Annotated in this window: 14 protein-coding genes and 2 tRNA genes; 10 read left to right on the forward strand and 6 right to left on the reverse strand. The window is 66.4% G+C overall.

The window, feature by feature from the left end:
* Positions 1–67: 67 nt before the first annotated feature.
* The 3 genes from tcmP to BMX16_RS12165 form a co-directional block, all read right to left on the reverse strand.
* Positions 68–904, reverse strand: a complete 837-nt coding sequence (tcmP, locus tag BMX16_RS12155; protein WP_089903882.1) for a three-Cys-motif partner protein TcmP — start codon at positions 902–904, stop codon at positions 68–70.
* A complete protein-coding gene (locus BMX16_RS12160) occupies positions 904–1,671 on the reverse strand; it encodes a DUF5131 family protein (protein WP_089903885.1) in 768 nt (255 codons plus the stop codon). Before BMX16_RS12160 ends, tcmP begins: the two co-directional genes overlap by 1 nt.
* Before the next feature lie 381 nt (positions 1,672–2,052).
* Positions 2,053–2,142 (reverse strand) — tRNA-Ser (locus BMX16_RS12165).
* 272 nt (positions 2,143–2,414) lie between these two features.
* On the opposite strand from BMX16_RS12165, the gene BMX16_RS12170 reads away from it, so the two are divergent.
* The 7 genes from BMX16_RS12170 (at position 2,415) to BMX16_RS12195 (ending at position 9,143) form a co-directional block, all read left to right on the forward strand.
* A complete protein-coding gene (locus tag BMX16_RS12170) occupies positions 2,415–3,338 on the forward strand; it encodes an SPOR domain-containing protein (RefSeq protein ID WP_089903887.1) in 924 nt (307 codons plus the stop codon).
* Between the two features lie 24 nt (positions 3,339–3,362).
* Positions 3,363–4,583, forward strand: a complete 1,221-nt coding sequence (locus BMX16_RS12175) for a D-alanyl-D-alanine carboxypeptidase family protein (protein ID WP_089903890.1) — start codon at positions 3,363–3,365, stop codon at positions 4,581–4,583.
* Positions 4,580–5,215 carry a dTMP kinase gene (tmk, locus tag BMX16_RS17980; RefSeq protein ID WP_245731515.1) on the forward strand — a complete coding sequence of 212 codons (636 nt, stop codon included), beginning with the start codon at positions 4,580–4,582 and terminating at the stop codon, positions 5,213–5,215. Before BMX16_RS12175 ends, tmk begins: the two co-directional genes overlap by 4 nt.
* Positions 5,212–6,354 (forward strand): DNA polymerase III subunit delta', encoded by a 1,143-nt coding sequence (locus BMX16_RS12180; RefSeq protein ID WP_245731517.1) that lies wholly within the window; start codon positions 5,212–5,214, stop codon positions 6,352–6,354. The genes tmk and BMX16_RS12180 overlap by 4 nt, the downstream gene beginning before the upstream one ends.
* 13 nt (positions 6,355–6,367) lie before the next feature.
* Positions 6,368–7,189, forward strand: a complete 822-nt coding sequence (locus tag BMX16_RS12185; RefSeq protein ID WP_089903898.1) for a TatD family hydrolase — start codon at positions 6,368–6,370, stop codon at positions 7,187–7,189.
* Positions 7,186–7,992, forward strand: a complete 807-nt coding sequence (locus BMX16_RS12190; RefSeq protein WP_089903901.1) for an MBL fold metallo-hydrolase — start codon at positions 7,186–7,188, stop codon at positions 7,990–7,992. Before BMX16_RS12185 ends, BMX16_RS12190 begins: the two co-directional genes overlap by 4 nt.
* A gap of 221 nt (positions 7,993–8,213) precedes the next feature.
* The gene (locus BMX16_RS12195; RefSeq protein WP_089903903.1) at positions 8,214–9,143 is read left to right on the forward strand and encodes an AEC family transporter; all 930 of its coding nucleotides are present in this window, start codon (positions 8,214–8,216) and stop codon (positions 9,141–9,143) included.
* A gap of 24 nt (positions 9,144–9,167) precedes the next feature.
* On the opposite strand, the gene BMX16_RS12200 is transcribed toward BMX16_RS12195, so the two are convergent.
* Positions 9,168–9,455, reverse strand: a complete 288-nt coding sequence (locus BMX16_RS12200; RefSeq protein ID WP_089903905.1) for a DUF1330 domain-containing protein — start codon at positions 9,453–9,455, stop codon at positions 9,168–9,170.
* A gap of 132 nt (positions 9,456–9,587) precedes the next feature.
* Positions 9,588–9,674 (reverse strand) — tRNA-Leu (locus tag BMX16_RS12205).
* 98 nt (positions 9,675–9,772) lie between these two features.
* Here BMX16_RS12205 and lipB point away from each other — a divergent pair.
* The 3 genes from lipB (at position 9,773) to BMX16_RS12220 (ending at position 12,743) form a co-directional block, all read left to right on the forward strand.
* Complete coding sequence (gene lipB, locus BMX16_RS12210; RefSeq protein WP_089903908.1) at positions 9,773–10,456, forward strand: lipoyl(octanoyl) transferase LipB; 684 nt, start codon at positions 9,773–9,775, stop codon at positions 10,454–10,456.
* Positions 10,457–10,581: 125 nt separating this feature from the next.
* A complete protein-coding gene (gene ctaD / locus BMX16_RS12215) occupies positions 10,582–12,255 on the forward strand; it encodes a cytochrome c oxidase subunit I (RefSeq protein ID WP_089903911.1) in 1,674 nt (557 codons plus the stop codon).
* Positions 12,256–12,326: 71 nt separating this feature from the next.
* Positions 12,327–12,743 carry an ASCH domain-containing protein gene (locus BMX16_RS12220; RefSeq protein ID WP_089903914.1) on the forward strand — a complete coding sequence of 139 codons (417 nt, stop codon included), beginning with the start codon at positions 12,327–12,329 and terminating at the stop codon, positions 12,741–12,743.
* Positions 12,744–12,862: 119 nt separating this feature from the next.
* On the opposite strand, the gene BMX16_RS12225 is transcribed toward BMX16_RS12220, so the two are convergent.
* Positions 12,863–13,315, reverse strand: a complete 453-nt coding sequence (locus BMX16_RS12225; RefSeq protein WP_089903917.1) for a GNAT family N-acetyltransferase — start codon at positions 13,313–13,315, stop codon at positions 12,863–12,865.
* Positions 13,316–13,460: the final 145 nt, after the last annotated feature.

Genomic DNA, 13,460 nt, shown 5'->3' on the forward strand with positions numbered 1-13,460 from the left:
CGCCATCACTCACCACAAGATGTCCATTTATCGATGATGGACATCTAGCTGATACTCCATCCAGTCGTCAGAGCGGGACAACCGGACGGATACGAACTGCCTCCTTCTCTACCTTTTCCTGAACCGTCCGGAAGACCTCCACACCAAATCCGCTATGTGTGCCCAGGATCAGACGCATCTTGATCCGATCCTCGCGCGGTTTTCGGATTGCCATATCCGTCAGATAGGTTGCGACCCTCGCTTCCTTCATCTTGGCTTTCAAAAGCCGCAAGATCTTCGTCTCGATGGAAGCCTCGGGCAGCGCCTCGAACGCTGCTTTCCAAGCAGGGTCCGCAAGGAACCGCCCAACAGACTCTGCGACACCATCCCAACCGGCATGACGGTTCACTTCCTCGGCCATGAAGTTGAACAGGAACTCCCCATTCAATGCTCTTAGGAAATCAAAGACCTTGAAGGATTCGACGTTCCAACCTGTGGGGTCGATGAACGTGAAGGTGAAGCCGTCGCGGCATTCACTTCGGATACCATCGAGATTGTCCTCAAAGGGACCGGAGAAAACCTTGATGTCAAACTCGGATTTCTGCGCCGCGAACTGCGTAAGTTTTGCGACTGAGGCCGGGTTTCGTTCGCAGAACCGGAAACGCACCTTGAGGCCTGGCCGCCCCATTTCGAGCAATGACTTGCGCACTGTTTCAAGCGTCTCAATGGCTTGCGAGAAGGAAGCGTCAGAGTACATGTTCGTGTCTGACACGCGCCAAGGCCCAGCGAATGCGTCGACGAAATTGAACACCGGCGATCTGCCCTGAAAAAGCTTGTAGGCGGCAGACTCGAGATATTTGTTAAGAAACAGGTGCTTGATGAATGACTGTTCGCGTCCTTGGTAGTTTTCGATCCGAGGCGGCATCAAGCATCCTCTGGCTGTAGAGCACGAATTATCGGTTCAGGGACGATCTGCCAAGGAAAGCCGTTCCACTCTTCGCCATCGAGCAGACGCCCCCCGGATTTTGGTCGCGCGCCGCCCCACTGTTTGAAAAAGAACGCTACATCGTCACGGTCGCAGGTGTCACGAAGCTCGCGAGCCCAAACTTCCTCCATGGGCCGCGCCCGGGGACCGCTTTCACCTCCGACGATGGCCCACGCGATCCCTCGCAGATTGACATCGCCGATCGCCCCGAGCAGCGGTTCAAACGAGATGAAGCGGGCATCCGAGTTGATCTGTTTCAGATGTTCGATACGGCTGGTGTGTGCGGCGTCCTCAACCGAGACGCCTAGCCAGATGTGGCGTGGGACTGGCCCGCCGTCATACCGCGTCCGGATATAGTTGCGCATGAGCGAACTCCGCTTGGTCAGAACCTGATAGACATGCCAATCCGCGTGCTCCATGGCGTCGAACACCTGGTCGATGTATGCGCGATCGATTTCCTTGTGGAAGAGGTCGCTCATCGAGTTCACGAAAATCATGCGCGGCTTTTTCCAAAGCGCTGGCTGTCGTAGCCTTGATGGCCACAGTTTCAGGTCGAAGCCTTGTTCGTACGGATGCCCCGGAATTCCACGCCAGCGCTCCGCGAAACGCTCTGCGTAACAGTTGTCACATCCCGGACCAACTTTGGTGCAGCCCGTGACCGGGTTCCAAGTTGCGTCTGTCCACTCGATCTCCGACTTCTGCGCCAACTGCTCGCCTCACGCTTTTTTGACATCGTAGCACGATCCTGGCACAGCACAAAGCGCGAACGGATATAGCGTTGTCATTTGGAAGCCGGAGTGGATTCACGGCCATCGCAGCTCTACTGTTCGATCTCGGTTCCGTCCGGCATCCGGATGAACTTGCAAAACTATCGAGATGCGCTGTTCCAATTAATGCTGCCACACCAATGCTTTAACGCTGATAACCGGAATGGCTGCGGTTAACAGGTCCGGAGAATAATGGCCCGGAGAGAACGCTTCCGGGCCTCATGCAACCGAAGCCGGTTAACAGCCCCACCCGCATAACCCTCGAAAACAACGGGAAATTCTGACCGCAGCCGGGTCGGGAGAAACGTTTCTCAGGGCAAGTGGCGGAGGCTCAGGGATTCGAACCCTGGGAGGGCTCACACCCTCGGCGGTTTTCAAGACCGCTGCAATCGACCACTCTGCCAAGCCTCCGTGGGCGGCGTCTTACTGCGGGACGCGGGCCACAGCAAGCGGCGACCGAAGGCCACAGGGCCCCCTGCTGCCGGGACGCCGAGCCGGCCTGCGGCCCCCTCACGCTTTGGCGAAAACCCGCGCCGGGACGGGGGCACGGCCTTTCATGTTGGCACGCGTCTCGCTAATGTGCCGAAAAATGCGGGTGGCCGGACCATCCGCACGGTTGGGTGCGCCGCACGACAGATCCTGTCGAACCGCTGGCGCAAACGCGAACACACGAGGGGCGAGCGATGGTCGACGGGCTGCAGATCACGATCAGGGACACTGGCACAGACTCCGGCCCCGCCCGCGGCCATGGTCGGGGCCTGCGGCGATGGGGCGCGCTTGCCGCGCTGCTGACCAGCGTGGCGGTCGCGGGCTGCGACAAGTTGCCGGCGCGCGATGCAGCAGCCGGTGCGGCCGACGCGGTCACCGCGGATGGCATGGCGCTGGCCGACAGCGACATCGAAGCGCCCGAGATCTTTTCCAAGTCCGAGGCGGGCCTGTGGGACGGTCGCCCGTCGCTGGGCGGCGTCTGGGTGGCCCACCCGGAGGTGACGGACCCGGAGCGCGTTATCATCCGCAATACCGCGAACGGCAACTTCGTGATCGGTGCGCTGTTCCGGCGCGAGCTGGAGAACCCCGGACCCGCGCTGCAGGTGTCGTCAGACGCCGCCGAGGCGCTGGGCCTGCTGGCAGGTGCGCCGGAAACGCTGGAGGTGGTGGCGCTGCGCCGCGCCGAAGCGCCGGCCCCCACGGCCACCGCGATCACCGATTTTGAGGCACCCGAGGTCATCGCCGCCGTGCCGCTGGACGATGCGGCACCGACCACCGGTGGCGCCGCGGCCTCGCCCGTGACGGAAACGGCGCTGGTGGACGACACCGCCACGGCGGCACCCGCCGCCCCCGCGCCAGCCGCCACCGTGGCCACCGGATCCGCCATCGCCCGTCCCTTCCTGCAGATCGGCATCTTCAGTGTCGAGGCGAATGCGAACGAGACCGCCGAACGGCTGCGCAGCAACGGCCTGTCGGCCAGCGTGCTGGCAGGGAACAGCCAGGGCAAGCCGTTCTGGCGCGTGGTCGTGGGCCCCGCCCCCACCGAATCCGACCGCGACGCGGTGCTGGCCACCGTGAAGGGGCTTGGCTTTCCCGATGCCTACGCCGTGACGAACTAGGACCCCAGACCCGGAGCGACTGCCATGATGCGTGCCCTGACCCGCCCCTTCCTCTTGTTCGCGCTGTGCCTGTCGGCCGGTGCGGCAGGTGCGCAGGCGCTCGAAACCACGGCCGGTGCCGCCTATGTGCTGGACGCCGGCACCGGCACGGTGCTGCTCGACAAGAATGCCGACCAGCCGCTGCCGCCCGCGTCGATGTCCAAGCTGATGACCATCTACATGGCGTTCGAGGCCGTCGCGGACGGCCGTCTGCGCATCGACGAAGAACTACCCGTGTCCGAACACGCGGCGTCCTTCGGCGGCTCCAGCATGTTCCTCGACACCACCGACCGGGTCAGTGTCGAAGACCTGCTGCGCGGCGTGATCGTGCTGTCGGGCAACGACGCCTCCGTCGTGCTGGCCGAGGCGCTGTCGCCGGACGGCACCGAGGGCGGGTTCGCCCGCATGATGACCGAACGCGCGCGCCAGATGGGCATGACGAATTCGACCTTTGCCAATTCCAGCGGCTGGCCGGCGGCGGGGCATCTGATGTCGATGCGCGATCTGGGCACGTTGGCCGATCACCTGATCACCGACTTTCCGACGTTCTATCCGATCTTTTCGGAAACCGAGTTCCCGTTCGACGGGCGCGTGCCGTCCAACACCCAGAACCGCAACCCGATCCTCGGGCTGGGCATCGGGGCCGACGGCCTCAAGACCGGCCACACCGAAGAGGCGGGTTACGGCCTTGTCGGGTCCGCACAGCAGGACGGGCGGCGCATCATCTTCGTGCTGACCGGCATGGACACCGCGGCGGAACGGCGCGAGGAATCGGAAAGGGTCGTCAACTGGGCGTTCCGCCAGTTCGCACAGCGCGACATGGCCCGCGCGGGCACCCGCATCGCGGACGTGGACGTGTGGATGGGCGCGCTGCCGCAGGTCGGCCTGACCGTGGCCGAGGATCTGTCGCTGCTGGTGCCCAGCCTGCAGCAGGACGGGATCGACGCACAGGCGGTGTTCAACACCCCCGTGCAGGCCCCCATCGCAGCGGGCGAGCAGTTGGGCGAGCTGGTCATCACGCTGGACGGTCTGCCCGAAAAGCGGGTCCCGCTGGTCGCCGACCGTGACGTGCCCATGGGTGGCTTCATGCCGCGGATGCGGACCGCGGCGCAGGTCGTGATGGGCAAGATCGTCACGCCGCCCGCCGAGGACGCCCCCACAAGCGCCCCGCAGGTTGAGGATGCCGAGGTCACCGACCCCGCATGACCGCGCCTGCGCCGGTGCCCGCGACACCCCAAGGGCGGTTCATCACCTTCGAAGGGATCGACGGGTCCGGTAAGTCCACGCAGGCCCGCCTGTTGGCCGACGATCTGGGCGCGCAGGGGACCGATGTCCTGCTGACGCGCGAACCGGGCGGCAGCCCCGGCGCGGAAGAGATCCGCAGCCTGCTGCTGACCGGCGATCCCGACAGATGGAGCGCGCAGACCGAGATCCTGCTGTTCACCGCCGCCCGCCGCGACCACATGGAAAAGACCGTGCTGCCCGCACTGGCGGCCGGGCGCACGGTGATCTCGGACCGCTTCGCCGACAGCACCCGCGTCTATCAGGGGGCGACGCGCGGCGATCTGCGCACCCTCGTGGACCGGCTGCACGACCTGATGATCGGGCGCGAGGCGGACCTGACCTTCGTCATCGACATGGATGCGGCCACGGCCCTGCGCCGGGGGCTCGCGCGGTCAAGCGGCGAGGACCGGTTCGAGGACATGGGGCTGGCCTTTCAGCAGGCGCTGCGCGACGGCTTCCTGTCGCTGGCGCAGGCGGCCACAGATCGCTGCATCGTCATCGACGGCGACCGCGATCCCGCAGTGGTCGCCGCAGACATTCGGTCGCACCTGTGACCGACCTGGCCGAACCCGACCGCATCACCGGCGCCCCCCACCCGCGCGAGACGCAGGTCCTGTTCGGTCAGGACGCCGCAATCGCCGATTTCCTGACCGCCTGGAACACCGGGCGGCTCCATTCGGGATGGATGCTGACCGGCCCGCGCGGCGTGGGCAAGGCAACGCTGGCGTGGAAGATCGCGCGTTTCCTGCTGTCGCAGCGCCAAACCGACGCGGGCGGCTTGTTCGGTGACCCACCCCCTGTTACGGCGCTGGACGTGGCCCCCGACAATCCCGACGCCCGCCTGATCGATGCAGGAAGCCATCCGGGCCTCTTCGTGCTGCGCCGCGTGCCCAACAAGGACGGCACGGCCCTGCAGCAGGACATCACCGTGGCCGCCCTGCGCGGACACGACGACGGCGACAACCGGCTCAAGCAGTTCCTGCAGATGTCCGGCACCGACGGCGGCCAGCGGGTCGTCATCATCGACGCCGCCGACGAAATGAACGTCACCGTCGCCAACTCCATCCTCAAGCTGCTGGAAGAACCGCCCGCCCGCACCACCTTCATGCTGATCGCGCACCAGCCGTCGCGGCTGCTGCCGACGATCCGGTCACGCTGCCGCGTGCTGCGCTGTAAGCCGCTGTCGCCGCAGGATCTGGGGGCGGCGCTGCTGCAGGCCGGGCACGACACGGCGGCGAGCGAGGCGCTGGCGACCCTGTCGGCCGGGTCCGCTGGCGATGCCCTGCGCCTGCTGACGCAGGACGGGCTGCAGACCTATGCCCAGATCATCGGGCTGCTGACCAGCCTGCCGCAGATGGACCGCACCGCCGCGATCAAGCTGGCCGAAGGCTGCACCGGGCGCGCGAACGAGGCCCGCTTCGCCCTGACCCTCGATCTCGTGGACCGGTTCCTTGGCCGGGCCGCGCGCGCCGGGCTGATGGGCGAACCCGTGACGCAGGGTGCGCCCGGCGAGGCGCGCCTGCTGGCCCGCCTGTCGCCGCACGATGCCGCCGCCCGCGCCTGGGCGGATGTGCAGCAGACGGCCACCGCCCGGGCCCGTCACGGGCGGGCGGTCAACCTTGACCCTGCGGCGCTGATCCTCGATATGCTGTTCAGCATCGAACGGACGGCACAGGCCACCGTCGCCCGCTGAAGGTATCCGCGCCATGATCCGTCCCACTCCCGTCGATGCGCACAACGTCGGTGATGCGCCCCCCCTCGTCGATGCGCACTGCCATCTGGATTTCGCCGACTTCGACGACGAACGCGACGCGGTGATCGCCCGTGCGCAGGCGGCGGGGGTGACGCGCATGGTGACGATCTGCACCAAACTGCCCAACGCCCCCCGCGTCGCAGCCATCGCGCGCGCCCATCCGGGCGTGTTCTGGGCCGCAGGGGTCCACCCGATGAGCGTGGCCGACCATGCCCCCGTCACCGTGGACGACCTCGTGGCCCTTGCTCAGGATCCCAGGATGGTCGGCATCGGGGAGACCGGCCTCGATTACCACTACACCGCCGAGACGAAGGCGGCCCAGCAGGACAGCCTGCGCATCCACATCGCCGCATGCCGCGAAACCCGCCTGCCGCTGATCATCCACGCGCGTGACGCCGACGACGACATGGCCCGCATCCTGACCGAGGAGCACGCCGCAGGCCCGTTCACCTGCATGATGCACTGCTTTTCGTCCTCGCCCGCGCTGGCGCAGGCCGCGCTCGACCTCGGGTTCTACCTGTCGATGTCCGGCATCGCGGCCTTTCCGAAATCGACCGACCTGCGCGCCATCTTCGCGTCAGCTCCCATCGAGCGCATCCTGATCGAGACGGACAGCCCCTACCTCGCCCCGCCGCCGCACCGGGGGCGGCGGAACGAGCCCGCCTTCGTGGCGCACACGGCGCAGGTCGGTGCCGACACCTTCGGCATGTCGCTGGAGGCGTTCGCCGCCGCGACCAGCGCCAACTTCGACCGGCTGTTCTGGAAGGCCGCATGACCTACCGCTTTACCATCCTCGGCTGCGGATCGTCGGGGGGCGTGCCGCGACTGGGCGACCGCCCCGGCGGCCACTGGGGCGACTGCGATCCAGGCGAGCCGCGCAATGCCCGCAGGCGGTGTTCGCTGCTGGTGGAACGCTATGGACCGGACGGCACCACCCGCGTCGTGATCGACACCAGCCCCGATTTCCGCGCGCAGATGCTGGACGCGGGCGTAGGCTCGCTGGATGCCGTCGTCTATACCCACCCCCACGCGGACCATGTCCACGGCCTCGACGACATCCGCATGGTCGTGTTCAACATGCGCAAGCGCCTCGACATCTGGGCCGACGCACCCACCACACAGGCCCTTCTCGACCGCTTCGGCTATGCGTTCGAGACGCCCCCCGGCTCCGCCTATCCGCCGATCTGCGATCTGCGCGCGATCCGGGGCGACGTGCACGTGGACGGCGCCGGTGGCCGCATCGTGCTGACACCGTTTCAGGTGGCGCACGGCACAATCCCGGCGCTGGGCTTCCGCATCGGCGGGCTTGCCTATCTGCCGGACGTGTCCGACATTCCGGGGCCGGTGTGGGACATGCTGTCGGATCTCGACATCTGGATCGTCGATGCGCTGCGCCGCACCCCGCACCCCAGCCACAGCCACCTGAGCCAGACGCTCGACTGGATCGCCCGCGCGCGGCCCCGGCAGGCGGTGTTGACCAACATGCACATCGACCTCGACTACCGCACCCTGCTGGCCGAGCTGCCCGCAGGCACCATCCCCGCCCACGATGGTCTCACGCTCACGCTGCCGTCCTGAGGCACCCCAACCCGGCCTCCACACTGTAGGCCTCGCTTTTTGCCAAATACTCCTGCCGGAGGCCCTTTCTTCCGCCCCTCCCCCCGCCACCGCCAGCCCGCGCATCATCCTGCCAAGAATACACCCGTCGGAGGCCCGTCCCTCGTTTCCACCCCGGCCCCCGCCCAATTCCCGGCCCCCGCCCCCATTGCCGGCCCCCGCCCCCAGCACAGGCCCCGCCCATGAGCGCGCTCCTCGACGTCATCCTGCCGGTCTTCCTCGTGATCGGCGGGGGCTATGCCGCCGTCTGGCGCGGCCTGTTCAGCGATGCGGGCGTGGACGGGTTGATGCAGTTCACCCAAAGCTTCGCCATCCCCTGCCTGCTGTTCCGCGCGATCAGCACGCTGGATCTGGGCCAGAACTTCAGCGCGGGGCTGCTCTTGTCCTTCTACACCGGGGCCACGGTCTGTTTCCTGGCAGTGCTGATCGGGGCGCGGGTCCTGTTCAAGCGCGACTGGGAGGATGCGGTCGTCTTCGGCTTCTGCGCGCTTTTTTCCAACACGCTGCTACTTGGCCTGCCGATCACCGAACGCGCCTATGGCACCGATGCGCTAGCCGCCAACTATGCGATCATCGCGGTGCACTCGCCCTTCGGCTATGCGCTGGGCATCACCGCGATGGAGGTGGCGCGCAACCGCGGGCAATCCGCCCGCGCCCTGCCGGGCAAGGTTGCGAAGGCGATCTTCAGCAACGGGCTGATCATCGGGATCCTGCTGGGACTGGCGGTGAACCTGTCGGGGGTGGCGCTGCCGGGCACGCTGACCGACGCCATCGATCTGATGGTGCGGGCTGCCTTGCCCGCTGCCCTCTTCGGACTTGGCGGCGTCCTCTATCGCTACCGGCCCGAAGGCGACATGCGCGCGATCCTGTTCGTCGTCTCGCTCAGCCTGATCCTGCACCCGGCGATCGTCTGGGTACTGTCGGGGCCTGCCCGTCTGACCGTGCCGGAACTGCGATCCGCGATCCTGACATCGGCGATGGCGCCCGGGGTGAACGCCTATGTCTTCGCCAACATGTATGGCCGCGCCCGCCGCGTCGCGGCGAGTGCGGTGCTGATCGCCACCGCCCTGTCGATCCTGACGGTCTGGGGCTGGCTGGCGATTTTACCCTGAAGGCTGGCCTGCCGTGACCGGCCCTCAGACCCCTTCGACGAGGATGATCGTGCTTTCGGCACAGGCGCGGCGGATGCCCGCGACCTCCTGATAGGCCGGATCCTCGTAGGCCGCTTTGGCTGCGGCATAGCTGTCGAACTCGATCACCACGTGGCGGCCCATGTCGACGCCTTCGGGTGTCACGCTGGCCCCGCCGCGCACGATGAACCGCGCGCCGTGGGATTCGAGGATCGGCGTGTCGCGCCGGACGTATTCGGGATAGCCTTCGGGGTCGGTGACCCGGATGTGGCCGATGAGGTAGCCTTTGGGCATGATCGCTGTCCTTTCGCTGAGCCGTTCGCAGCAGGATAGCGTGGGTGCGGGACAAACGACCAGCCCAAGCGCGACAGGTCACCGCCGGTGCATGTCGCCTCCGCTCTGACCATGATGTGGTGGGATTTGCCCTGGTGCGGTCGGGGGGACTCGAACCCCCACTCCGGTTAAAGAACAGCGACCTCAACGCTGCGCGTCTACCAATTCCGCCACGACCGCAAGCCAGGGCTGGCGCGCGTATAGACCGCCCCATCCGGCGTGCCAAGAGGCGAAATCGCACCCTTCCAAACCGCTCGCCGAACCGCCATATCGAGGGCATGGTGGAATGGATCATCTCCGACGGCCTCGTGCCCTATCCCTGCGCGCTCGCCGTCATGGAGGCGCGGGCCGCAGCCATCGCCGCAGGCGAGGCGGACGAGGCGATCTGGCTGCTGGAGCATCCGCCCCTTTATACCGCTGGCACGTCGGCCAAGGTGGCCGATCTGCGCGATCCGGACCGCTTTTCGGTGTTCGAGGCGCGGCGCGGCGGGCAATACACCTATCACGGCCCCGGTCAGCGGGTGGTCTATGTGATGCTGGACGTGGGACGGCGGGGGCGCGACGTGCGCCGTTTCGTGCAGGATCTGGAACACTGGATCATCACCACGCTGGACACGTTCAACGTGCGCGGCGAAATCCGCGCTGGCCGCGTCGGCGTCTGGGTCGCCCGCCCCGACAAGCCGCTGGGCCCCGACGGGGCCATCGCCGAGGACAAGATCGCAGCACTCGGCATCCGCCTGCGCCGCTGGGTCAGCTTTCACGGGCTGTCGATCAACGTGGAACCCGACCTGACCCATTTCGGCGGCATCGTGCCCTGCGGCATCAGCGATCACGGCGTCACCAGCCTCGTGGACCTCGGCCTGCCCGTGACTATGGCTGATCTGGACGCGGCCCTGCGGCAGACGTTCGACGCAACGTTCCCGCCGCTGGCCGCGCCGACGGCAGCCCCTGCGCCAAAGTAACCCATCGCGCACCGCCCTATCCGTGTTGCGACCGCCCCGATGACGCACTAGAACCATGCGCAAGCATGCCGCGCGTCGTCTGACTCGCACCTTGCGTCCGTAGCCAATACCCCAGGGAGAGCCACATGGCAGACGCCGCCATCCACGGCCATGACCACAAAGACGAACGCGGGTTCTTCACCCGCTGGTTCATGTCCACCAATCACAAAGACATCGGGATCCTGTACCTGTTCACCTCGGGGCTGGTCGGCTTCATCTCGGTGGCTTTCACGGTGTTCATGCGCATCGAGCTCATGGAACCCGGCGTCCAGCACATGTGCATGGAAGGCGCGCGCCTGTTCACCGACGCGGCATCCCCCTGCACGCCCAATGGCCACCTCTGGAACGTGCTGATCACCTATCACGGCATCCTGATGATGTTCTTCGTGGTCATCCCGGCCCTGTTCGGCGGTTTCGGCAACTACTTCATGCCGTTGCAGATCGGTGCCCCGGACATGGCGTTCCCGCGGATGAACAACCTGTCTTACTGGATGTTCGTCGCAGGCACGGCGCTGGGCATCGCGTCCATGCTGGCACCGGGTGGCAACGGCCAGCTCGGCTCCGGTGTGGGCTGGGTCATGTATCCGCCGCTCTCCACCTCCGAATCCGGCATTTCGATGGACTTCGCGATCTTCGCCGTGCACCTGTCTGGTGCCTCGTCGATCCTGGGTGCGATCAACATCATCACGACGTTCCTGAACATGCGTGCCCCCGGCATGACCATGCACAAGGTGCCGCTGTTCGCCTGGTCGATCTTCGTCACCGCATGGCTGATCCTGCTGGCCCTGCCGGTGCTGGCGGGTGCGATCACGATGCTGCTGATGGATCGCAACTTCGGCACGACCTTCTTCCAGCCCGAAGGCGGCGGTGACCCGGTCCTGTACCAGCACATCCTGTGGTTCTTCGGCCACCCGGAAGTGTACATCATCATCATCCCCGGCTTCGGCATCATCAGCCACGTGATCGCGACCTTCAGCAAGAAGCCGATCTTCGGCTACCTGCCGATGGTCTATGCGATGGTCGCGATCGGGGTGCTGGGCTTCGTCGTCTGGGCACACCACATGTACACGGCGGGTCTGTCGCTGACGCAGCAGTCCTACTTCATGATGGCGACGATGGTCATCGCGGTGCCCACGGGCGTCAAGATCTTCTCGTGGATCGCGACGATGTGGGGCGGCTCGGTCGAGTTCAAGACGCCGATGCTGTGGGCGATGGGCTTTTTGTTCCTGTTCACCGTCGGTGGCGTCACCGGCATCGTGCTGAGCCAGGCCGGCATCGACCGCGTGTATCACGACACCTACTACGTCGTGGCGCACTTCCACTACGTGATGAGCCTCGGCGCCGTGTTCGCCATCTTTGCGGGCATCTACTTCTACCTGCCCAAGATGTCGGGCCGCATGTATCCCGAATGGGCCGGCAAGCTGCACTTCTGGATGATGTTCATCGGCGCGAACATCACCTTCTTCCCGCAGCACTTCCTGGGTCGTCAGGGCATGCCGCGCCGCTACATCGACTATCCCGAGGCGTTCGCCCTGTGGAACTACGTCAGCAGCTGGGGTGCGTTCCTGTCCTTCGCATCGTTCCTGTTCTTCATCGGCGTGCTGTTCTACACCCTGTTCCGTGGCGCGAAAGTGACCGAGAACAACCCGTGGAACGAATGGGCCGACACGCTGGAATGGACCCTGCCCTGCCCGCCGCCCGAGCACACGTTCGAGCAGCTGCCCAAGCGCAGCGACTGGGACAAGAGCCACGCCCACTGACGCAGGCCATCCACACCATCCATCAAGGCCCCGGAGCGATCCGGGGCCTTTCGTCAATCAGGACCCCCACCATGCCAGCGACCCTCGAAACCCTGCTGCAGCGCTATCCCGGTGCCACCACCTTCACCTATGGCGACAGCGCGGCCCTGTCGGCGCGTCTCGTCGCGCTGACCGCCAGCGGTGCCAAAACCGCCACCACGGGCGCGCTGCGCGACTACGAGACGGGCGACGAGGTCCTGCCATGCGTCGGTCGCCGCGACATCGTGCTGGGCTGGGACGGCGCGCCCGTGCTGGTGATCGAGACGCTGGAGGTCGTCACCTGCCGCTTCGACGCGGTGACCGAGGAAATGGCCCTCGCCGAGGGCGAGAACGACGACCGCGCCGGCTGGGCTGCGGATCACGCCGCCTACTTTGCCCGCAACGGTGGTTACGCGCCCGACATGTTGGTCGTCTGGGAACGCTTCCGCGTGATCGCGGATCTGACCTGACCGCTGCACGATCAGACAGGACCCAAGGCGGCCTTTGATCCAGCGCGCCGATTTGTCCGACACCCGCGGGTGTCGGCCAGCCGCCGGACGCATCGCGGTCGTTTCGACCGCCGCCCCGTTCAGCCCGACAATCCGATGTCGTAGGTGACCCATGGGGTCTTGCGCGCCACCCGGTCATACACCGCCCGTGCGGCGGCGTTGTCGGCGGCCGTGATCCAGCGGATGACCGACCACCCTTCGGCGCGGCCCATGTCGGCCACGGCCGCGATCAGGGCCACAGCCACGCCCTGCCCGCGCGCGGCGGGGTCCACGAACAGATCGTCGAGGAACCCGCCCACCGACGCCGACAGGGGCCGCGCGAACGGCCTGACATGCGCCAGTCCCACCAGCGCGCCGTCATCCGTCACCGCAACCAGCCCGGTCGTGCCGTGCCCCGCATCCATTAGCCAGTCCCAGACCACCACCCGCATTGCAGGGGTCTGCGCCACGCCGTAGAAGGCGGCATATCCTGCATAGAGGGTCTCCCACCCCGCCCGGTCCCCGACCGCCACCGCCCGCACCGTCACAGCCATCGTGACACTCCCTGCATCGCCTCGACCGCCGCACCTTGGCACGCCTCCATCCATCTGACCAAGCAAACTCCCGCCGGAGGCGCACGACAATACCACGCCAGCCCAGCGCCCGCAGCATGACCGCCCCACGCGACCAAGCGGCGCA

This window comes from Loktanella fryxellensis (genome assembly GCF_900110065.1).
Classification (GTDB): domain Bacteria; phylum Pseudomonadota; class Alphaproteobacteria; order Rhodobacterales; family Rhodobacteraceae; genus Loktanella; species Loktanella fryxellensis.

What these genes read in the sequence shown, in the direction of transcription:
- tcmP (WP_089903882.1), bottom strand. Translation starts at nt 904, where the DNA reads ATGCCGCCTCGGATCGAAAACTACCAAGGACGCGAACAGTCATTCATC.
- BMX16_RS12170 (WP_089903887.1), top strand. Translation starts at nt 2,415, where the DNA reads ATGGTCGACGGGCTGCAGATCACGATCAGGGACACTGGCACAGACTCC.
- BMX16_RS12175 (WP_089903890.1), top strand. Translation starts at nt 3,363, where the DNA reads ATGATGCGTGCCCTGACCCGCCCCTTCCTCTTGTTCGCGCTGTGCCTG.
- tmk (WP_245731515.1), top strand. Translation starts at nt 4,580, where the DNA reads ATGACCGCGCCTGCGCCGGTGCCCGCGACACCCCAAGGGCGGTTCATC.
- BMX16_RS12185 (WP_089903898.1), top strand. Translation starts at nt 6,368, where the DNA reads ATGATCCGTCCCACTCCCGTCGATGCGCACAACGTCGGTGATGCGCCC.
- BMX16_RS12190 (WP_089903901.1), top strand. Translation starts at nt 7,186, where the DNA reads ATGACCTACCGCTTTACCATCCTCGGCTGCGGATCGTCGGGGGGCGTG.
- BMX16_RS12195 (WP_089903903.1), top strand. Translation starts at nt 8,214, where the DNA reads ATGAGCGCGCTCCTCGACGTCATCCTGCCGGTCTTCCTCGTGATCGGC.
- BMX16_RS12200 (WP_089903905.1), bottom strand. Translation starts at nt 9,455, where the DNA reads ATGCCCAAAGGCTACCTCATCGGCCACATCCGGGTCACCGACCCCGAA.
- lipB (WP_089903908.1), top strand. Translation starts at nt 9,773, where the DNA reads ATGGTGGAATGGATCATCTCCGACGGCCTCGTGCCCTATCCCTGCGCG.
- ctaD (WP_089903911.1), top strand. Translation starts at nt 10,582, where the DNA reads ATGGCAGACGCCGCCATCCACGGCCATGACCACAAAGACGAACGCGGG.
- BMX16_RS12220 (WP_089903914.1), top strand. Translation starts at nt 12,327, where the DNA reads ATGCCAGCGACCCTCGAAACCCTGCTGCAGCGCTATCCCGGTGCCACC.
- BMX16_RS12225 (WP_089903917.1), bottom strand. Translation starts at nt 13,315, where the DNA reads ATGGCTGTGACGGTGCGGGCGGTGGCGGTCGGGGACCGGGCGGGGTGG.